The 20,339-nt window shown below is 49.8% G+C and carries 21 protein-coding genes; 7 read left to right on the forward strand and 14 right to left on the reverse strand.

Annotation, left to right across the window (positions count from 1 at the left end; all coding sequences use genetic code 11):
• Window positions 1-40 precede the first annotated feature (40 nt).
• Window positions 41-1,585 carry a histidine ammonia-lyase gene (hutH, locus tag FH968_RS04175; RefSeq protein WP_139877708.1) on the forward strand — a complete coding sequence of 515 codons (1,545 nt, stop codon included), beginning with the start codon at window positions 41-43 and terminating at the stop codon, window positions 1,583-1,585.
• A gap of 17 nt (window positions 1,586-1,602) precedes the next feature.
• A complete protein-coding gene (hutU, locus tag FH968_RS04180) occupies window positions 1,603-3,288 on the forward strand; it encodes a urocanate hydratase (protein ID WP_139877710.1) in 1,686 nt (561 codons plus the stop codon).
• A gap of 4 nt (window positions 3,289-3,292) precedes the next feature.
• Here the strand turns inward: hutU and yddG are convergent, their stop codons facing one another.
• Complete coding sequence (yddG, locus tag FH968_RS04185) at window positions 3,293-4,183, reverse strand: aromatic amino acid DMT transporter YddG (RefSeq protein WP_139877712.1); 891 nt, start codon at window positions 4,181-4,183, stop codon at window positions 3,293-3,295.
• Window positions 4,184-4,234: 51 nt separating this feature from the next.
• Window positions 4,235-5,062: an ammonia-dependent NAD(+) synthetase gene (nadE, locus tag FH968_RS04190; protein ID WP_139877715.1), complete on the reverse strand. Its 828-nt coding sequence runs from the start codon at window positions 5,060-5,062 to the stop codon at window positions 4,235-4,237.
• A 265-nt stretch (window positions 5,063-5,327) separates the two neighbouring features.
• On the opposite strand from nadE, the gene osmE reads away from it, so the two are divergent.
• Window positions 5,328-5,669, forward strand: coding sequence for an osmotically-inducible lipoprotein OsmE (gene osmE, locus FH968_RS04195; protein WP_139877717.1), 342 nt, complete (start codon window positions 5,328-5,330; stop codon window positions 5,667-5,669).
• A gap of 60 nt (window positions 5,670-5,729) precedes the next feature.
• On the opposite strand, the gene katE is transcribed toward osmE, so the two are convergent.
• Entirely contained in the window at window positions 5,730-7,988 is a 2,259-nt protein-coding gene (gene katE, locus FH968_RS04200) for a catalase HPII (protein WP_139877719.1), read from the reverse strand.
• 157 nt (window positions 7,989-8,145) lie between these two features.
• Here katE and cedA point away from each other — a divergent pair, with 157 nt between their 5' ends.
• Window positions 8,146-8,400, forward strand: coding sequence for a cell division activator CedA (gene cedA, locus FH968_RS04205; protein ID WP_255431471.1), 255 nt, complete (start codon window positions 8,146-8,148; stop codon window positions 8,398-8,400).
• A gap of 23 nt (window positions 8,401-8,423) precedes the next feature.
• Here cedA and FH968_RS04210 read toward each other — a convergent pair whose 3' ends face one another.
• From FH968_RS04210 to hxpB, 5 genes are all read right to left on the reverse strand, one after another.
• Window positions 8,424-9,110 (reverse strand): tetratricopeptide repeat protein, encoded by a 687-nt coding sequence (locus tag FH968_RS04210; protein ID WP_139877724.1) that lies wholly within the window; start codon window positions 9,108-9,110, stop codon window positions 8,424-8,426.
• Between the two features lie 147 nt (window positions 9,111-9,257).
• Window positions 9,258-10,649, reverse strand: a complete 1,392-nt coding sequence (locus FH968_RS04215) for an L-cystine transporter (RefSeq protein WP_139877726.1) — start codon at window positions 10,647-10,649, stop codon at window positions 9,258-9,260.
• 133 nt (window positions 10,650-10,782) lie between these two features.
• A complete protein-coding gene (locus tag FH968_RS04220; RefSeq protein ID WP_139877728.1) occupies window positions 10,783-11,373 on the reverse strand; it encodes a metal-dependent hydrolase in 591 nt (196 codons plus the stop codon).
• Window positions 11,374-11,487: 114 nt separating this feature from the next.
• Window positions 11,488-12,249, reverse strand: a complete 762-nt coding sequence (gene kduD, locus FH968_RS04225; protein WP_139877730.1) for a 2-dehydro-3-deoxy-D-gluconate 5-dehydrogenase KduD — start codon at window positions 12,247-12,249, stop codon at window positions 11,488-11,490.
• Between the two features lie 155 nt (window positions 12,250-12,404).
• Window positions 12,405-13,073 (reverse strand): hexitol phosphatase HxpB, encoded by a 669-nt coding sequence (gene hxpB, locus FH968_RS04230; RefSeq protein WP_139877735.1) that lies wholly within the window; start codon window positions 13,071-13,073, stop codon window positions 12,405-12,407.
• 167 nt (window positions 13,074-13,240) lie between these two features.
• Here hxpB and FH968_RS04235 point away from each other — a divergent pair, with 167 nt between their 5' ends.
• The gene (locus tag FH968_RS04235) at window positions 13,241-13,777 is read left to right on the forward strand and encodes a YniB family protein (RefSeq protein ID WP_139877738.1); all 537 of its coding nucleotides are present in this window, start codon (window positions 13,241-13,243) and stop codon (window positions 13,775-13,777) included.
• A gap of 36 nt (window positions 13,778-13,813) precedes the next feature.
• Here FH968_RS04235 and FH968_RS04240 read toward each other — a convergent pair whose 3' ends face one another.
• Window positions 13,814-14,674: a fructosamine kinase family protein gene (locus FH968_RS04240; protein WP_139877741.1), complete on the reverse strand. Its 861-nt coding sequence runs from the start codon at window positions 14,672-14,674 to the stop codon at window positions 13,814-13,816.
• A gap of 262 nt (window positions 14,675-14,936) precedes the next feature.
• Here FH968_RS04240 and FH968_RS04245 point away from each other — a divergent pair, with 262 nt between their 5' ends.
• Both FH968_RS04245 and FH968_RS04250 read left to right on the forward strand, forming a co-directional pair.
• Window positions 14,937-16,193, forward strand: a complete 1,257-nt coding sequence (locus tag FH968_RS04245) for an integrase arm-type DNA-binding domain-containing protein (protein ID WP_139877744.1) — start codon at window positions 14,937-14,939, stop codon at window positions 16,191-16,193.
• Between the two features lie 95 nt (window positions 16,194-16,288).
• The gene (locus tag FH968_RS04250; RefSeq protein WP_139877747.1) at window positions 16,289-17,530 is read left to right on the forward strand and encodes an IS256 family transposase; all 1,242 of its coding nucleotides are present in this window, start codon (window positions 16,289-16,291) and stop codon (window positions 17,528-17,530) included.
• On the opposite strand, the gene FH968_RS04255 is transcribed toward FH968_RS04250, so the two are convergent.
• The 5 genes from FH968_RS04255 to FH968_RS04275 are packed head-to-tail and all read right to left on the reverse strand — an operon-like array spanning window position 17,493 to window position 20,337.
• Window positions 17,493-17,891, reverse strand: a complete 399-nt coding sequence (locus FH968_RS04255) for a hypothetical protein (protein ID WP_139877751.1) — start codon at window positions 17,889-17,891, stop codon at window positions 17,493-17,495. The genes FH968_RS04250 and FH968_RS04255 overlap by 38 nt on opposite strands.
• Window positions 17,888-18,544, reverse strand: a complete 657-nt coding sequence (locus tag FH968_RS04260) for an MT-A70 family methyltransferase (protein WP_139877754.1) — start codon at window positions 18,542-18,544, stop codon at window positions 17,888-17,890. Before FH968_RS04260 ends, FH968_RS04255 begins: the two co-directional genes overlap by 4 nt.
• A 3-nt stretch (window positions 18,545-18,547) precedes the next feature.
• Window positions 18,548-19,024 (reverse strand): PerC family transcriptional regulator, encoded by a 477-nt coding sequence (locus tag FH968_RS24155; RefSeq protein WP_370451469.1) that lies wholly within the window; start codon window positions 19,022-19,024, stop codon window positions 18,548-18,550.
• On the reverse strand, window positions 18,951-19,205 hold the full coding sequence (locus FH968_RS04270) for an AlpA family transcriptional regulator (protein WP_139877757.1): 255 nt from the start codon (window positions 19,203-19,205) through the stop codon (window positions 18,951-18,953). The genes FH968_RS24155 and FH968_RS04270 overlap by 74 nt, the downstream gene beginning before the upstream one ends.
• A gap of 52 nt (window positions 19,206-19,257) precedes the next feature.
• Complete coding sequence (locus FH968_RS04275; protein WP_139877760.1) at window positions 19,258-20,337, reverse strand: RecT family recombinase; 1,080 nt, start codon at window positions 20,335-20,337, stop codon at window positions 19,258-19,260.
• Window positions 20,338-20,339: the final 2 nt, after the last annotated feature.

Genomic DNA, 20,339 nt, shown 5'->3' on the forward strand with positions numbered 1-20,339 from the left:
TCTATACGTTCATATGAATTGATGCCATCAGGATGTAAATATGTCGCTGCAAAAAAAGCTTTGCTGTCTTACACCGGGGCGCGTAACGCTCGCCACACTGCGTGAAATTTATCACGGAACCGTGACTCTGAGTCTTGACCCACAGGCCGTTGATGCTGTGGTTAAGTCACAACAAACCGTTGAAGCCATCGTGAATCATGGCGACGTGGTTTACGGCATCAATACTGGGTTTGGTAAACTAGCGCAAACCACCATAGCTAAAGACCATCTGGCTGAATTACAGCGCAATCTGGTGCTTTCGCACAGCGTGGGTCTTGGACAACCCCTGCCTGACGACGTAGTGCGTGTGGTTATGGCGAGCAAAATTATCAGCCTCGCACGCGGTCATTCTGGTGTGCGTATGGACGTTATCGACAGTTTGTTACGCCTGTTTAATGCTGGTGTGATGCCAGTTATTCCTGAAAAAGGTTCCGTTGGCGCATCGGGTGACCTCGCACCGTTAGCACATCTTTCACTGATGCTGCTGGGTGAAGGGAATGTGCGAATTAACGGTGAAGAATTGCCTGCCATTGCAGGGCTAAAAATTGCGGGTGTTGAGCCGTTAGTACTTGGGCCAAAAGAGGGCCTGGCACTGCTAAACGGTACGCAGGTTTCTACCGCACTGGCGCTGCGTGGTTTGTTTGAAGGCGAAAAAGTATTTGGTGCAGGCCTTGTGGCGGGGGCTTTATCACTTGAGGCGATTAAAGGCTCGGTGAAACCGTTCGATGCGCGCATCCATGAAGCGCGTGGGCAAACCGGGCAAATTGACGTTGCGGCGGCAGTCAGAGCGTTGCTGGCAGATAGCGAAATTGTCGATTCTCATCAGCATTGTGGGCGCGTACAAGACCCGTATTCTATTCGCTGCGTACCGCAGGTGATGGGTGCGTGTCTGGATAACCTGCGCCACGCAGCTCGTGTGCTGCAAATTGAAGCCAATGCCGCATCTGATAATCCGCTGGTATTTAGCGAAACCGGTGAAGTAATTTCCGGTGGTAATTTCCATGCCGAACCTGTGGCCTTCGCCGCCGATATTATCGCACTGGCGGTAGCTGAAATTGGCGCGATTTCAGAGCGCCGCCTTGCATTACTACTGGATACCGGGCTTTCCGGCTTACCGCCATTCCTGGTCAAAGAAGGCGGTATTAACTCCGGCTTTATGATTGCGCAGGTGACTGCTGCTGCGCTGGCATCCGAAAACAAATCGTTGGCACATCCCGGTAGTGTGGACAGTTTGCCAACTTCGGCAAACCAGGAAGATCACGTGTCAATGGCAACTTATGCCGCACGTCGTTTGGGTGACATGTGTTTCAACACATCTGCGGTAGTGGGTATTGAAGCGATGGCCGCCGCACAAGGCATTGAGTTTTCTCGCCCTCTGCGCAGCTCACCGTTGATGGAACAGGTCTTTAACGGTGTGCGCCAACGCGTTGCTTTCCTTGATAAAGACCGCCTACTGGCTCCCGATATCGAAAGTATGCGCCAGTGGGGTGCCAGCGGTGAATTACCTGATGTTGTCACTCAACTCTTTCCTTCTACGTCGGCCTGATGCCAGGAGCCACCACAATGACTGAATCTGTAAAAAAGGCGGTAGCCCGCACGGTACGCGCTCCACACGGCACTACATTGCACTGCGAAAACTGGTTGATCGAAGCCGCATATCGCATGATCCAGAACAACCTCGATCCAGATGTCGCAGAGCGCCCGGAGGATCTGGTGGTGTACGGAGGGATCGGTAAAGCGGCGCGTAACTGGGATTGTTTTGAGCAGATCCTTACATCGTTGCGTAGCCTTAAAGCTGATGAAACGCTGCTGGTGCAATCGGGTAAACCGGTCGGTATTTTCCGCACCCATGCCGACGCACCACGTGTATTAATTGCCAACTCCAACCTCGTTCCACACTGGGCTAATTGGGATCATTTCCACGAGTTAGATAAAGCCGGCCTGATGATGTACGGCCAAATGACGGCAGGTTCATGGATTTACATCGGTGCGCAAGGCATCGTGCAGGGTACGTTTGAAACCTTTGCCGAAGCAGGGCGTCAACATTACGGTGGCGATCTGCGTGGCAAGTGGATCCTCACCGCAGGTTTGGGTGGCATGGGCGGTGCACAGCCGCTGGCTGGCGTATTGGCAGGCGCTTCGGTATTAGCCATTGAGTGCCAGGAGTCGCGCATTGATTTCCGTCTGCGCACGCGTTATCTGGATTATAAAGCGACTAATCTTGATGAAGCGTTGGCGATTATCGAGAAAGCAAACGCAGAGAAAAAGGCTATTTCCGTTGGTCTGTTGGGTAACGCGGCTGAATTGCTGCCAGAATTGGTAAAACGGGCGAAAACAGGTGGTATTAAGCCTGATATCGTAACCGACCAAACCTCCGCACATGATCCGATAAACGGTTATTTACCGAAGTGTTGGACGGTAGAACGCTGGCAAAATGAGCGTATCTCACAGCCTAAAGCGGTAGAAAAAGCGGCTCGTGCTTCAATGGCGGTACACGTTCAGGCGATGCTCGACTTCTGGGAAATGGGCGTGCCTACGGTGGATTACGGCAACAATATCCGCCAGGTGGCATTTGATGAAGGTGTGAAAAATGCCTTTGATTTCCCGGGCTTTGTTCCGGCGTATATTCGCCCGCTATTTTGTGAAGGCAAAGGACCATTCCGCTGGGTTGCCCTTTCTGGCGACCCGGAAGATATTGCTAAAACGGATGCGAAGCTCAAAGAATTATTCCCGGATAACCGGAACCTGCATCGTTGGCTGGATATGGCACAAGAACGCATCGCATTCCAGGGCTTACCAGCACGTATTTGCTGGCTCGGCCTGGGTGAGCGACATCTCGCCGGGCTGGCGTTTAACGAAATGGTGCGCAATGGCGAGCTGAAAGCGCCGGTTGTAATTGGTCGCGATCATCTTGATTGCGGTTCAGTGGCTTCACCAAACCGTGAAACAGAGTCGATGAAAGATGGCTCAGATGCAGTTTCCGACTGGCCATTATTGAATGCACTGCTAAATACTGCTGGCGGTGCGACGTGGGTGAGTCTGCATCACGGCGGCGGTGTGGGGATGGGCTTCTCACAACATGCAGGCGTGGTGATTGTTGCAGACGGTACGCCAGAAGCCGCTGTGCGCTTAGAGCGTGTGTTGTGGAATGACCCAGCAACGGGCGTGATGCGCCATGCTGATGCGGGTTATGAAAGCGCGGTTGAATGCGCCCATCAGCATGATTTGAAACTTCCGATGGTGAAATAACGCGTTAGCCGTAACGGCGGGTTGCTAACCAACACAACAGCGACCCGCCGACCACCATGATTACCCCCTGCCAGAATGCCCAACCGGGATGTAACCCTAGCCACAAACTTGCGATTAACGCGGAAAGCACCGGAGTAAAATACGATGCTGTGGCAAGCAACGTCATATTTCCGCGCTGAATGCCGTGGTTCCATGCTGAGTAGGCTACTGCCGTGGAAACGCCCATGAACAGCAATTGCAACGACGAAGGCCATGTAAAGTGAATTGGGGCTTCGCCCACGAACGCGAATTTAACCCACAGCACAATGGCGGTGACGCAGAAAAATAGCGAGACGCCATTTTTTCCGTCACTCCAACGGCGCGTAACATTGCAATACAGCGCCCAAATTAACGCGGCGGCAAAGGCTAATCCGTAGGCCAGCGGGTTATCAAGAATGTTGTGCCACATCTGCAACGGCGACCAGTCACCATCCCCCTTCATCACTTGAACGATGCCAGCAAGAGAAAGAGCAAGCCCTGGCCAGAGCCACAAATTACTGCGTTGTTGATTGATAAACAGGGCCATCAGAATAGTCAGACTGGGCCATAAATAGTTAATCATCCCCAATTCAAGCGACTGGCTGCGGCTGTGTGCAAGGCCAATAGCCAGCGCGAGACTTATTTCATAAGTGACAAATAATGCGCCGCCAATCCATAAATAGTGGGTTGGTATTTCGCGGACTTTGGGCAAACCACGGGCCAGACACAAGCACACCGCGCTAACGGTATAAATTAGAGCAGCGCCGCCAACGGGACCAAAGTGCTCGCTAATGCTGCGTAATAAACCAACCGAAGTGCTCCAGAGGAGGATCGCCAGCAGGCCGAAGGCCGTAGCGCGTTTTGCAGAGCTGTCCATGTGTTTCCAGGTGAGAGGCGGATGAGCTGTTGTCATCCGCCGGAGCGAATATTACTTCTTCCAGAAATCATCAAACACTGTTATCGGCATGCGACGTTTGTGTTCGGTTTTCAGATACCAGCCTTCGATAATTTTACTGGTGGCTTCATCCAGTTTTTTACCTTCCAGATAGTCATCAATCTGCTCGTAAGTGACGCCAAGTGCGGCTTCATCTGGCAGAGAAGGGCGATCATCTTCGAGGTCAGCGGTTGGGGCTTTCTGATATAGATGTTCCGGGCAACCCAGGGCTTTTAGCAACGCTTTTCCCTGGCGCTTATTCAGACGGAAAATTGGGTTGATATCGGTGCCACCATCGCCGTATTTAGTGAAGAAACCTGTTACGGCTTCCGCGCCGTGGTCAGTACCCACTACCACCCCTTGGGTCATACCCGCGATGCTGTACTGTGCCTTCATGCGTTCGCGGGCTTTTTCGTTGCCGCGAATAAAATCGCTCAGCTCGATACCTGCTTCACGCAGCGCTTGTTCACTCGCAAGCACTGCACCTTTAATGTTCACCGTCAGCACGCGGTCGGGTTGGATAAAGGCAATTGCGTCCTGGCAGTCTTGTTCATCGGCCTGCACGCCAAAGGGTAAGCGTACCGCGATAAACTGATAGCTTTCGTCCCCGATTTCTTCACGCAATTCACTGATGGCGAGTTGGCAAAGTTTGCCGGCAAGCGTTGAGTCCTGGCCGCCGCTGATACCCAGTACCAGAGACTTAAGAAACGAATACGTTTTCAGATACGACTTCAGAAAATCGATGCTGACACGGATTTCGTGTTGTGGGTCGATCTGTGGTTTAACCCCTAATGCCTGAATAATCTCTTGTTGCAGAGCCATTTAACCCTCCGGTTACGGTGTACCTGCATGTGCAGGCAGCAAAAGTCAGATCTGTTAAAACTACCCGTTTGTAGGTAAAACGACAAGACGCAACCTGAGACTGGGGAACCATTTGGTGTGATTTAGAGCGTTTTAGAGCTAACTTGGTGTTTTGTTTAATAATCCTAAAATGACTTCATTTAGTCTGAATAGTTGAAAAATGCATTTTTATATTCCAGGCTTAACAAACACGCATAAGCAATACCCTGAAAAATGAGGATATAATATGAACAAGAAATTAGTGGGAATGTTAAGTGCTGCAGCGGTTATGACGATGCTTGCAGGTTGTACCGCTTATGACCGCACCAAAGATCAGGTTGCAACTCCGGTCGTGAAAGATGTTAAAAAAGGCATGAGCCGTGAACAGGTTCAGCAGATTGCCGGTAAACCGTCTTCCGAAGTAACAATGATTCACGCGCGTGGTACTTGCCAGACTTATATTCTTGGCCAGCGTGACGGTAAAACCGAAACTTACTTCGTTGCCCTTGATGATACCGGGCATGTTATAAACTCGGGTTACCAGTCTTGTGCGGAATATGATACCGACCCGCAGACTAAACAGAAGTAAATTTGTCTTCAATACAAAAGCCGTCACTTACGTGGCGGCTTTTTTATTTATTACATAAGGTTACGCAGGAATGTGCCCCACTTTATTATGCCGCGACCAGACGCGGTGCGCGGCTAATAGCTTAAGGAAATCATCGGTAAATGCACTTGTGACGGTGTCACCTTCAACGACGCCATCTTCACCTTGATTATCAATGCCTAGTTTGGATTTAAACTTACGGGCGTCACCGACAAGACCAATTACTTTCAAGTGCTTATAAGCTTCCAGTAAGTAGTAAGCCGCATCCCCATTATTCAGAATCGAGTTGAGGTCGCCTCCTGGCACAATCACGGCATCGACACTGACCGAAGGCGAACCTGCAAATGTGGCTCCCACGGGCAGCAGGGAACCGTCGTCAGCGTTAACCTCACCCATTCGTGAAAACAGCAGCTTGCTATGCACCCCCTGAGCCTTGAGTGCTTGCATCACGGCTAAGACATCCGCAGCATTGGCTTTTTCACTGAGCAAAATCGCCACGACTCGCCCTTTCACTGAACCGCTCGGTACGGCATACAGACTCAGACTGGGATCTTTCTTCAGGCCATTCACATCTTTCGGCGGAGCAACGTGCATTTGCTCGTCCGACAGTTCAATACCAAGATTCTCTGCCACCGGATGCGCGAGAGAAATATCAATATGTGTCAGATGATCCAGCACTCTTTCGCGAATATACGGCCTGGCTACTTTGGATAGTTCAAAGCTAAATGCACTGATGATGTGTTGCTGTTCGACCGGTGTCTGGCTTTGCCAGAACAGGCGAGGCTGAGAGTAATACTCGCCAAACGATGGGCTACGCTCACGGATTTTATGGCCTTCAACACGTGCCTGGTAGCTTTCAAAACCACCGCGTTTTGGCCCCGGAGGCGTTTCGCGAGGCCAGTTATCGTTTATGGAATTTGGCTCATAATTGGCTGGGTTGCTGTCTATATCCATGCGATGCATGCCGTCACGCTGGAAGTTGTGATACGGGCAGACCGGACGGTTTATCGGGATCTCATGGAAGTTTGGCCCACCAAGACGGCTAATTTGCGTATCGGTGTAAGAGAATAAACGCCCCTGCAACAGCGGGTCGTTACTGAAATCTAGTCCTGGAACGATGTGCCCTGGATGGAATGCCGCTTGTTCATTTTCAGCAAAGAAATTATCTGGGTTACGATTGAGCGTCATTTTACCTACCAGATGAACGGGAACCAGTTCTTCCGGAATCAATTTAGTGGGGTCGAGCAGGTCGAAGTCGTATTTAAATTCATCTTCTTCAGGGATTAATTGCAGGCCCAATTCGTATTCCGGGAAGTCGCCTGCTTCAATAGATTCCCATAGATCGCGACGGTGGAAGTCAGGATCTCGGCCCGTAAGTTTTTGCGATTCATCCCAAACCAGCGAGGCTTTACCGGCGGTTGGTTTCCAGTGGAAACGCACGAAGGTGGCTTTGCCCGCGGCATTTATCATGCGGAAAGTATGAATACCAAAACCTTCCATGGTGCGATAGCTGCGCGGGAGACCACGGTCAGACATTGCCCAGATAACGTTGTGCAGCGTTTCAGGTTGTAGTGACACGTAATCCCAGAAGGTGTCATGGGCGCTGCCACCTTGCGGGATAGCCCAGTGTGGTTCGGGTTTTACCGCGTGAACGAAATCCGGAAATTTATGCGCATCCTGAATGAAAAAGACCGGGGTATTATTGCCGACTAAATCGAAAATGCCTTCTTCCGTATAGAACTTAGTGGCAAATCCACGGATATCTCGCACGGTATCGGCTGAGCCCGCACCACCTTGAACGGTAGAAAAACGCACGTACACCGGTGTGATTTTGTCGGGGTCAGAGAGGAAGTCTGCTTTGGTCACTTCCGCCATATTTTTGTAAGGCTGGAAATAACCATGTGCCGCAGAACCACGGGCATGGACGATACGCTCGGGGATACGCTCATGGTCAAAATGGGTGATTTTTTCCCGCAGGATAAAATCTTCCAGAAGCGTAGGCCCACGCGTACCGGCACGCAGTGAGTTTTGGTCATCGGCAATGCGCACACCCTGATTCGTGGTGAGAGGGAAATTTTCACCATCTTTGCGATGTACATCGAGCGATTTCAGTTTTTCGTTGGAGGTATCCGGACTTTTATAGCTCCCAGCGGCGGTGGGTTGCGCACCCGGGGGGCTGGGTTCAGCGGAAGGGCGATGCGATCCATCTTCGGGAGCCAGTGAATCCATACCAGGTTTTGATTCATTAGCGTCATGCACAGGTGCACTGTGGGTTAAAGGGTGTTTATCGTTCGTCGACATTGAACACATCTCCTTCTCGAATTATTTTGGGGATAGCCCTGTTCGAACGGGTCGTGTGGGGTCAAAAACATCTTTAACTATAGAACAAGGTCATCTCAACGCGAGACGAGGAGGGCTGTTCTCCGCTATCATAGTGAAGTTGTTCATCAATTTAGTTTTGACTCCATTGCCTATGAAACCTTTACGCCAACAAAATAATCGCCCTGTCATGACGTACCGACCGCGTGTTGAACCCGCTCCCCCAGCCCATGCATGGCGTGTAGAAGGATTTAAGGATGTGTGGATGCTGCGCAATCGCTATGTGGCCTTTGTGCTGGTCGGAAATGCGTTCAGCCAGTCACCTCCGTTTACGTTACCGGAGGCGGCACAGCGTTGGGCAACGCAGATTAGACAGGAAAATGAGATTTCCTGAGAGATGATTTGATGACGGCGGATTTACCCGCCGTTACTGATCTGTTCAAACACTTCGCAACCCGTATCATTGCCTTCAGTACAGCTTAGGTTCAACCACTGCAACGCTCTTTGCTTATTGGTGGCGATAAAACCTTTCTCTCCGTTTAAAAACAGCATTCCAGCCCAGTACTCAGCATAACCAGAGCGAGATAGCGCCGAGCTACGCTTAAACCAGAATGTCGCTTTTTCGTCATCTTGCGAAACACCGGCGCCATTAGCGTAGAGCAAGCCCAGGAACATTTGTGCATCGACTGCTGAGTCACTTTCTATATCTTGCGAGGCACTTTCCAGTAACTTAATGGCGGCAGGGTAATCAGGATTGCCCGCTTGAGTATTAACGAGAATACGCGCCAGAGTCACTTTTCCTGTCTGGCTACCGCGCTCTACAGCCTGCTCAGCTAAGGATTTAGCTTGCTGATAATCCGCATTGGTGGGGTCATGAATTTTTAGCTGTGCCAGTAACGCCAGTGCATCGGCATCACCCTGAGCCGCTGATTTTGCCGCCCAATTTTCTGCCTGCTGATATTCGCCGGCACTAAATAAGGTATCGGCAAGATAAAACTGGGCGCGGCTGTCACCGGCCTGTGCGTGTTTTAGATAAGGGTTATCGGGCATTTCGGCCCAGGCCGTAGATACGCAAAAGAAGAACAGGATACAGAGTCGTTTCATAGAGGGAAGGGATCCGTAGATGGCGATTGTATTATGGCACCCTGTAAGGGGGCTCTAAGTTGTTATCAATGAAAAAACGGCTCCCTGTTACAGGAGCCGTTATATTGTCGCAGATTATTCGGTAGTTTTGCTACTGATGGTTATGGATTAGCGATGAGCCAATTGAGCTTCATCGTCGCTATTTAATAACTCTTTATCAGTCTGTTTCATCAACTGGCTGGTGATTGTGCCAGCAGTCATTGAACCATTTACGTTCAGCGCGGTACGGCCCATATCGATAAGTGGTTCAACAGAAATCAGCAGTGCTACCAGTGTGACTGGCAAGCCCATGGCTGGCAGAACAATCAGGGCGGCGAAGGTTGCACCGCCACCCACACCAGCAACGCCTGCGGAGCTTACGGTAACAATCCCGACCAAAGTCGCAATCCAAATTGGGTCCAGTGGGTTAATACCAACGGTTGGAGCGACCATCACAGCAAGCATTGCTGGGTACAAGCCTGCACAACCGTTCTGGCCAATAGTTGCCCCAAATGAGGCCGCAAAGCTTGCGATAGACTCTGGTACACCCAGGCGACGAGTTTGCGCTTCAACGTTTAATGGAATACTGGCAGCGCTGGAGCGGCTGGTGAAGGCAAACGTCAGCACCGGCCAAACTTTGCGGAAGTATTTCAGCGGGCTAACGCCGTTAACGGCAAGCAGTATCGCATGCACGCCGAACATGATGGCCAGGCCGAGGTAAGAGGCAACCACGAAGCTACCAAGCTTGATGATGTCTTGTAGGTTAGAACCAGCAACCACTTTGGTCATCAGTGCGAGCACGCCGTATGGAGTCAGTTGCATTACCAGACGCACCAGCTTCATTACCCAGCTTTGCAGCGTATCAATCGCAACCAGAACGCGTTCACCTTTCGGTGCATCGTCTTTCAGCAATTTCAGTGCGGCGACACCCAAAAATGCGGCGAAAATCACGATACTGATGATGGAAGTTGGATTTGCACCCGTCAGGTCAGCAAACGGATTCTTCGGTACGAACGAGAGAATCAGCTGAGGCACGTTCAGATCAGCCACTTTGCCTACATAGGTGGTTTCGATGGTGCTCAGACGTGCTGTTTCTGCCGTACCCTGAACCAGTCCTTCGGCAGTAAGACCAAATAGGTTGGTTACCAGTACGCCGACAAGCGCAGAAATCAAAGTAGTAAACAGCAACGTCCCGATGGTCAGGAAGCTGATTTTACCCAAGGAAGATGCGTTATGCAGGCGTGCAACCGCGCTTAAAATAGACGCGAAGACTAATGGCATAACGATCATTTGCAACAGTTGAACATAACCGTTACCGACAATGTTAAACCACTGGATAGATTGCTTCAGAACCGGGCTGTCTTCGCCATAAATGGTGTGCAGCGCAAGACCGAATACCACACCAATCGCTAAACCAAGCAGTACTTTTTTCGCCAGACTCCACTGTTTGTGGCGAGTTTGCGCCAGCAACAGCAGTAAAATAACGAACACGATAACGTTCGCTACAAGTGGAAAATTCATCCCCATATCTCCTGAATGTATTGTAAACAGATGGACTGGTTGCCACCTTTATTGTGTAAATCGTATCAGAACCAGGAAAGGACACTTATATTCAAAAGGAATTGATTATTCCAATTTGAGCTATTTCGTCTAATTATTGTTCCAGATGGTTACTTAAAAAGCTGTTGAAGGTCATTTGCATCGAAATTATCACCTGAGATGACCAACGCACTGCACTGTTATCGGGCAAACTTTGCGGCATCCATACAGCCAGGCCGAACAGTGCCATGCACAACGCTCGCTCAAGTTGGTTCCCTTTTTGTGGTCTGATTATCGGGAAACGAAAGCGCCAGCGGCATGGCCAAAGCAGTGGAACACCTGCAGGCGTGAGCATATCCGCCAAAATATGGCTTAAATAACCAAGGACCATTCCCTGCAAGGCATCGGCGGGGATCACCCAGGTTTCAGGGACTTTGAGATAAAACAGCGCAAGGCTTGCGAACACGGCAAATAAACTGTGTGTAAACCCGCGATGGCCGCAGGCTCGGGCGATAGGTTTTGAAATCCATGGTAAGCGCTGACCAAGAAATGACTTTGGATGGTCAATATCAGGCAGCAGGCAGGTCAGGATTGCAGACGGCACAATATGCCACCAGTCTCCTTGCGCAAGGACAGGCGTGAGTTCGGCGTTTTTAGCGAATACTGCACAGGCTATGGAAAAAAGAAGGTGGCCTTCCGCCGTCATGATACTACCTGGATGAAAACTGTCGATTCATACAGTATAGGGATTTTATACAGTAGACGGAAGAGGTGACGGCGTAACATTTTGCTACCGTCGGTTGTCCCGACGGCAGCGTGATTAGCGGGCTAGCCAACCTCCATCAACTGCAATCGTGTATCCGTTGACGTAATCGGAAGCACTTGATGCGAGAAAAACTACTGGGCCTTGCAGATCGGCTGGAAGCCCCCATCGGCCAGCAGGGATGCGGTCGAGAATTTCCTGACTACGCGTTTCGTCATCACGTAGTTGCTGAGTATTGTTGGTCGCCATATATCCCGGTGCGATGGCATTCACATTAATATTGTGTTGCGCCCATTCGTTCGCCAGCAACCGCGTGATACCGAGCACGGCACTTTTCGATGCGGTATAGGAAGGGACGCGGATACCGCCCTGGAATGAAAGCATGGACGCAATATTGATAATTTTGCCGCCGTTGCCTTGCTTAATGAATTGTTTTGCCACTGCCTGCGAGAGAAAAAATACTGACTTACTATTCAGATTCATCACGTCATCCCAGTTTTTTTCGCTAAATTCCAGGGCATCTTCACGGCGAATAGTTCCGGCGTTATTCACCAGAATATCTATTTTTCCCATAGCGGCGACGGCTTGAGAAATGATATCGGGAATGGCGCCTTGTTGACTTAAATCTGCCTGAATTGCGAAAAAGCGGCGACCGAGACCCTGTACTTTTTGCGCCGTTTCGTGCGGGGTTTTTCGATTCACGCTGACGATGTCACAACCAGCCTCGGCAAGGCCAATCGCCATTCCCTGGCCCAGTCCGGTATCACAACCTGTGACGATTGCGACTTTGCCTTGCAGATTAAAAGCATTGAGAATCATAGTTACCCCGATATTCGGAAAAGCGCGATTGCGCGTGTGAATAAAGAGTAGATACGGGGGAGTAGAAATTCAAATTAATATGAAATGATGTTTTAATAATTTTGACGCAGGTATGGTTTTGAGAAAGATGCGGGGAATCCCGCATCTAAAATACGTTAGCCAATCAGGTGTTCTGCGCGTAATTCAACAAGTGATGGAAGTTTGGCATTCGCCAGACACCAGCGTTCGTCGCCATGATTTTCCTCGGCAGGAACCACAATGGAACGCATGCGCGCAGCTTTGGTGGCAATCATCCCATTTACTGAGTCTTCAAGTGTGACACAGCATAGCGGGTCAACGCCCAGTTTAGCTGCAGCATCCAGGTAAACCTGCGGATGGGGTTTGCTGTAAGGGAGGTGCTCTGCTGAGGCAATTGCATCAAATTCAGCGCGAAGGTCGAACATTTCCAGTACGCGCTCGAGCATATGCAAAGGTGACGCAGAAGCTAAACCTACTTTCAGCCCTTGCGCTTTGCACAAAGCCACAGCTTCACGTACACCCGGCAGTATTGGGCGTTTCTCTTCAACTAATGAAATGGCTCGTGTAATGATACGGTCCGTCACTTCTTCACGCGTTGGGCCATTCCACGGTTGTTGGGCAAACCACAGTTCCACGACCAGATCGATACGCAAACCAAGTGTGTCGGGTAGTTCGGCTCGACGAGAAATATCCACGCCAATGCTTGCCAGTACATCCAGTTCGGCCTGGTCCCATAACGGTTCAGAATCAATCAATAAACCGTCCATATCAAAAATCGCAGCTAAAATCTGGCGAGTAACAGCCATTTATCGACTCCTGTCATTGTGCATTAAAGATAAGATCTCTTATCAATAGCTGGAATTACGGCATGATGCTACCGCTTTGTGACAAATCGCCTGTAAAGCTCAGGCGAAATCACACCGGACGAGGTAAACTTTGTGCGTGTAAGTTGCGTCTTAATCAAGGGGAACGAATGACGTATCAACAAGCTGGACGCATTGCCGTACTCAAACGTGTGGCTGGCTGGGTAATTTTCATCCCGGCGGTAATTTCGACATTGATTTCAATTTTGAAGTTTATGTATGAACATAGCGAGAAACAGGCAGGTATTAATGCGGTGATGCTGGATTTTGCTCATGTCATGATAGAAATGATGCGTTTCAATACGCCTTTTTTAAATTTCTTTTGGTACAACTCGCCGCAACCGGACTTTCATCAGCAGGCAAATGTGCTGTTTTGGGTGATTTACGCGCTGATATTTATTGGCCTTGCGTTGCAGGCATCAGGAGCTCGAATGAGCCGCCAGGCGAAGTTCCTGCGTGAAGGTGTGCAGGATCAACTGATTCTGGAGCAGGCAAAAGGCCCGGATGGATTAACCAAAGAGCAGATCGACGCAAAAATCGTGGTGCCGCGGCACACCATTTTTCTGCAAATATTCCCGCTCTATATTTTACCCATCATCATTATTGTTATCGGTTACTTCTTCTTTTCTCTATTGGGATTCATCTAGAAAAACGCCACTCCTGAAAGGGGAGTGGCGAAGTCTTTAGGCCGCCAGAACTCTGTCCAGTGCCTTTTGCGCGACCACTAAATGCTGGCCGCCAAATAGAATCGCCCGGTTGAGCAGGGTGTAGAGTTGGTATATGGGTTGGCGTAAGAGGAAATCATGGGGAAGTGGGGAGACTGACTGGTAACCGTCGTAGATTTGCGGTGGCTGGTTCGGGTGCAATGGCAGCATCGCAAGGTCGCATTCCCGATCCCCCCAGTAACAAGCTGGATCGTAGATAAACGGCCCATCTGGCCCCATCGCGCAATTTCCCGACCACAAATCCCCATGCAGTAGTGAAGGCTGCGGCTGGTGAGAGGCAAGGGCCTGATGCACAAATTCGACAATAAGGTCTATATCACCAAACTGAATCCCTTTCTCGGCAGCTAGTTCAAGCTGCCAGCCAATGCGCTGTTCCGCAAAGAATGTTGACCAACGCCGTTGCCAGGCATTTGGTTGAGGGGTGGTAGAAAGATCATTATCAAAATCAAGGCCAAATTGTGGTTGATCGCTCCATGCATGCAAACGCGCCAATTGTTGCCCGAGCAAAAAGGCATTGTGCGCATCAAGCGGTTTCGCTGGCATGTATTCGAGTAACAGGAAACTGTAATCGCGATCGGAACCTAACGCCCAGACTTTCGGGACTCGCACGGTATTGCTGCGTGAAAGTAACTCCAGTTGATCGGCTTCGGCAGTGAAGATAGGCAACATCTCTCGATCGTCGCTTTTGACAAAAATCTCATGGCCGGCATAGTTAATTCGCCAGGCGGCATGAATTTCTCCGCCGGGTAATTCTGCGCGTTGTTCTATTTCTGCTTCACCGAGTTGTTCACTTAACAGACGACTAATGGCTTGCCACATGATGCTTCTCCCCAGGTTTTCTGGTAGATCATTAGCTTATGACTATCAACAGGTTTGTCATAACTATTCACTCCTATTGATAGAGCTGCTACATGCTGCTTTAAATCAACCTCTTGCTTATTGTATCTCACCATATCTATTTACTATATCAACCATTCAGTGACGGTATTCGCGACGGTATTACCTTTGGGGTATACTCAAATCGCTGTCTGATACCGTCACCTGGTCAACTGATACCGTAACCCACTGCTATGGCGCATACATGCTCACTGATACCAAACTAAAAAATCTTAAACCTCAACCCAGACTGTACAAGGTCGCAGACCGTGACGGCTTGTATGTCGCAGTGCTTCCAAGTGGCAATGTCTCTTTCCGTTATGATTACCGCATTAATGGTAGACGCGAAACACTGACAATAGGCAAATATGGGTATGACGGTATTTCTCTGGCTGCTGCTCGCGAAGCTCTGAATGAGGCAAAAAGACTACTAAATCAAGGTATATCACCTGCTGCTCAAAAACGCGACAGTAAGAATAAAATTCGTGATGCGGATACCTTTGGTATCTTCTGCGCTAAATACATGGAAGAAGCGCAGTTTGCTCCACGCACCAGGGAGATGAAAGAACGGATAATATCCGGCGATATTCTTCCGGTTCTTGGGAACAAATTAATGACTGAGATAACAGTCGTTACTGTTCGTGCTCTGTGCGACAAAGTCAAAGAGCGCGGAGGGAGAGCCACAGCAGTCAGGATCAGGGACATCATCAGCGGTGTATATGGGTGGGCAATCGACCGTGGCCATAACTTTCACAACCCTGGACGTGATATCAAATCATCCTCAATTGCGACATTCAAACCCCGTGAAAGGGCGCTAAGACCCGAAGAGATAAAACTGTTTTTCAGAACCCTGGATGATGTAGCGACTCTACCCACCATAAAGATGGCGATAAAGTTGGCTCTGCTAAATCTTTCGAGAAAAGATGAGCTGCGCCTGGCACAGTGGAAAGAGATAAATCTTGATAAGCAGCTATGGGAAATACCGGCTGAGCGAACCAAGGCACGTCGCCCCCATAATGTTTATCTATCCGATCAGGCGGTAATACTTTTTGAAAGTTTGCGGATGTGTTCTGGCTCCAGTGAATTCGTTCTTCCTGGAAGGCATAGCCAGAAAAAATCTATATCAAATAGCGCGCTTAATAACGCAATGGATAAGGCTATCGATCTGACTAATGAGCGCGGCAATGCGTTAGAGCATTTTTCTGTGCACGATATGCGGCGCACGGCTAGTACCATACTGCATGAATCAGGGTATCCATCTGACTGGATAGAGAAGTGTCTGGCACATTCACAACAAGATGTGAGAGCGGTATACAACAAAGCGGAGTATGCACAACAGCGTCGGTACATGTTGCAGCAGTGGTCCGATATGGTAGATGGTTGGATCACCGGGGAGTTAACGAGCCTGGTGCCATTTTCCCCGGTTAGATATGAGAAGTGGTTGGATGAAACAGGGCGATAATCTTGCCCTCATTTAACGGTTATCCCGAGCCTGTACTGAAAATTGTGTAAATGCCCATACTCCGATAACGTGTTAAATCAAAAAGGATATGGACGATGGCTAAAAAAATTCGTGTTCCTGATACCCCTCAGCAAGCTCAGTTGCGACAAATTGCCGCCGAGTTGGCCAAAGATATTAAAACTGAGGCTGACCTCAATAACGTACTCAATCAGTTCGTTAAAATGACCGTTGAAGCCGCGCTCGGTGCCGAGATGGAACATCACCTCGGTTATGCCAAAAGCGCGACGGAAGGCCGCGGTAGCGGCAACAGCCGCAACGGGTTCTCACCAAAAACTCTCACGTCTCAATACGGCGAACTCCCCATCGAGACGCCGCGCGACCGCAACGGCGAATTTGAGCCGGTTATTGTTCAGAAGGGGCAAACCCGCCTTACCGGCTTTGATGACCAGATTTTAGCCTTCTACGCGCAGGGAATGACCACGCGGGAAATCACCGACACCTTTAAAAAACTCTATGATGCCGATGTGTCGCCGACGCTGATATCGAAAGTCACCGACGCGGTCATTGACCGGGTGACGGCCTGGCGTAGCAGGCCGCTGGATAATCTCTATCCTATTGTTTATCTGGACTGTATTGTTATCAAAGTGCATCAGGATAAACGAGTTATCAATAAGTCGGTGTACATTGCACTGGGCGTTAACCTGGAAGGTCAAAAGGAATGCCTGGGGCTGTGGATCGCCGATACCGAAGGCGCACGAACGTGGTTGTCGATACTGACTGAGTTAAAAAATCGCGGTCTGAATGATATTTTAATTGCCTGTATGGATGGGCTTAAGGGCTTTCCGGAAGCGGTCAATACGGTGTATCCGCAAACGAAGATCCAGTTGTGCATCGTGCACATGGTGCGCAACTCGTTGAAATACGTCAGTTGGAAAGACCAGAAGGCGCTGTGTGCCGACCTGAAACTCATTTACCGCTCAGCGACAGAGGAGGATGCCCTGCGTGAGCTGGATAGCTTTGAGAGCCGCTGGTCAGAAAAATACCCGAGCGTGGCGGCAATCTGGCGGCGTAACTGGGTCGATATCTCGTCATTTTTTGGTTATCCGGCAGAGATCCGTAAGGTTATTTATACGACAAATGCGATAGAATCGCTGAACAGCGTTATCCGTAAATCGATAAAGAAACGGAAGATCTTCCCACACGACCAGTCGGCGCTAAAAGTCATTTGCCTTGCGATAGAGTCAGCGTCAGAGAAATGGACAATGCCGTTGGCAAACTGGCGACAGGCTTTAAACCATTTTATGATTGAGTACCCGGAGCGAATGGCCGGGTACTGATAAACGGGCATTTACACAGAATCTGGTACAGGCCCGGGCATTTACACAGAATCTGGTACAGGCCCGTTATCCCAGCTGCGCGGACTAGCGGTTCCCAACCTTCTTGCTTGGCTGCGAAGTGCATTTCTTCTTCACCATCTGCAAAATCATTGGCGCTTATCGCGTCTCCGTTGGCCAGGTACGCAACTACTGGAAGATTTGCCAATGCCGATCGACACGCTTGCCATGATGCCCATTGATTGGTGAAAAGCATGCTGCGTTCTTGTGGTGGCATTGATATCTGGTCATATCTCGCATGAAACCAAGCCTCAAACTCACTGCGGCTCTGATCAACCTTTACGGCTGTTGCCTCATTCTTCATGCGGCCTCCGATTTTACAGCATCTACAGCACAACCTGGTAATAACTGTACGGCAGACGATGGGCATTGATTTCCCCAATGATCCCAACCTGGAGCCGCGCTGCGGCTGAACAATTCAATGCGTGGCACATCGCCATACAGTAATTCAAGTCGGTGACGGACCTCCCACGGTTTAGCACTGTGTTCACCAAGAGGACTATAAACCACCTGCTTGATACCAGCGCATAGTCTCTCAAGGCCCGTTCCACGCACTGCTATCAGCACATCCTCTGTATTCGCCCTGGTGTAGTTCCCTCCGTTCATCCGGGTTTGTGTGTTTAGAAGATCCAGTAAGTCATAGAAGTTCTGCACTTCGCCTGATTCCAGAGCCTTGTTAATATGCTGCTCTGCCAGCGCTAACAATTTCACCCAAGTAAAACCCTTCATCGTACGAACATTAAAACCCCAGGCCTCAGCCAGTTCGATAGCCTCCTGGTTATGCGTTCCGGTGTACCACATTGCGAGAACTGAATTTTCGTCGGCAATATCCCAGACAGGTAAGCGTTTGATATCGATCAGCTTCATCGTGTTGTAATGATCTTCCGCAGCACCATTGCTACTGGTGTTCCCATAGGACCATGGTGGATCAGCGTAAATCAGTTTGTATTTATTCACTTTCTACCCCACGAAACGACCGGCCATTTCACCGATGTTCTCCATATTCCTGCGGGTATTACTCCGCGTAATGCACTGCTCACGACGCATGGCAATCCGCGCCCGCTCAACGTCGCCAGTGGCAGCGTCGAAAACTTTCAACCACTGGAAAGCGGCAAGGCGATACTTCCCTTCGTCCTCCAGTTCGCGAGCACGCTCTTCAAACTTCAACGCATCAAGCGATGTGGCCACCACCGCCGACTGGCGGCGGGATACGTAACTATCGTGGTACTTCTGCAATTTGGTTTTCATCGCATCCAACCCTCGTTGGTTAAAATTGCCGCCAACAGCCATAGCCAGGCGGCAACCGCGCCGATAAACACATACCAGTCTGCGCGTCTGGTGAAGTGCTTCCGGATAGCCGATATCACGCGGCAATCCCTGTTGCTGTTCGACGATAGCGGCGTTTTTCCACTGGTGGCTTTTTCCCTGTGAACTCATCAGGGCTGTTCATCTGACGCAGATCCAACCAGGCTTTAACCTCGTCGGCATTCCATACGGCGCGACGGTCGGTGATATAAAAACGTTTTGGGAACTCACCTAATTTCTCCAGGCGGTCGATGGTTGAAGTAGAAAGTGAAGTCATTTCCACTAATTGATCTTTATCCAGTGCTGCTTCCATAATTGCCTCTCTTATCTTTAATGCTTGCGGCACCTAAGCGCCGCGCAGGTGATTACTGTTGGAACTCAGGACGTAAGTCATTCATGGTGATCATGAATGCGTCATACAGCTCCTGGCCAAGATGGTTTCGACGGCTAGCAAGCAGCTGTTCAGTGCGTTTGAAGTCGCTTTCAGCAAACTCTGAGCCTACTTCCAGACTGTTAATTGACGCTTCCACCGCATTTCTTGCATCGATGTGGTGATATTTAGCCACTGCCTTACCTTTCAATGCGGTATAACGTGAACGGCCCAGCACAGCTTTATTTTCTTCAATAGCAGATCTGATTTCGGTAGCTTTTTCGCAGGTTTCAACAAGTTCGATCTGCTCAAGATATTCTGCTTCCATCTTCACTGCCTGATCATCAGTTGGTTCACCCTTGTTTAACTCACCTTCAATTGGTTTTTGGTCAGCTGAGAAGGTTTCTGCTGCCTTACCATTTCTTGCCATATCTGAAATGCTTGCTCTAGCTGTGCGCCCTGTGGGATTAATTTCACGCTCAGTGCGCACCTCTACCTCGTCAGGTGTGTACACACCAAGAATTACCTCAGGGCAGTACAGACGCGCCCAGTACTTCACAGCAAGGTAAGCAATCTGTTGTTTAGGTTTGGACTTCCAAAGAGGTGAATTTCGAGTGGTGGCCTCAACCAGGTACAGAGGTTCACCCCAGGTGATTTCTGACTCTCCACGGAGGATTGCACCCACCCTGACAAACAGCCCTGTTTCATCACGCTTATCCATCGGTTGCCCAACGATGCGCTCCCACTCACCCCCATATTCATAATGAAAGCGGCCTTGAACTGCTGTTGAACTGGTAACTACAGCGTTGACGAGCTGGGCTTCATAACCGAGAACACCATTTATCAGGTGTGTTTTCTGGCCAACGACGAATGGGTCCATTCCCCAGCGCATTGACTGCATGGTGATTGCCAAGCAATCGGATGTCTTTCCCTGAAGATGGCGAGGGACGGTAGCTGCACCTGAAGCCATTAATTCAGCAAAGCGAATCATCCTTTCCATGCCATTTTCACTGAACAGCATGGATACGTTATTCATTACTGCATTGGTTTTCTCAGTCGTGGTTAATTGAGACATTG

It is taken from the genome of Buttiauxella sp. B2 (assembly GCF_006376615.1).
In the GTDB taxonomy this organism is placed as follows: Bacteria; Pseudomonadota; Gammaproteobacteria; order Enterobacterales; family Enterobacteriaceae; genus Buttiauxella.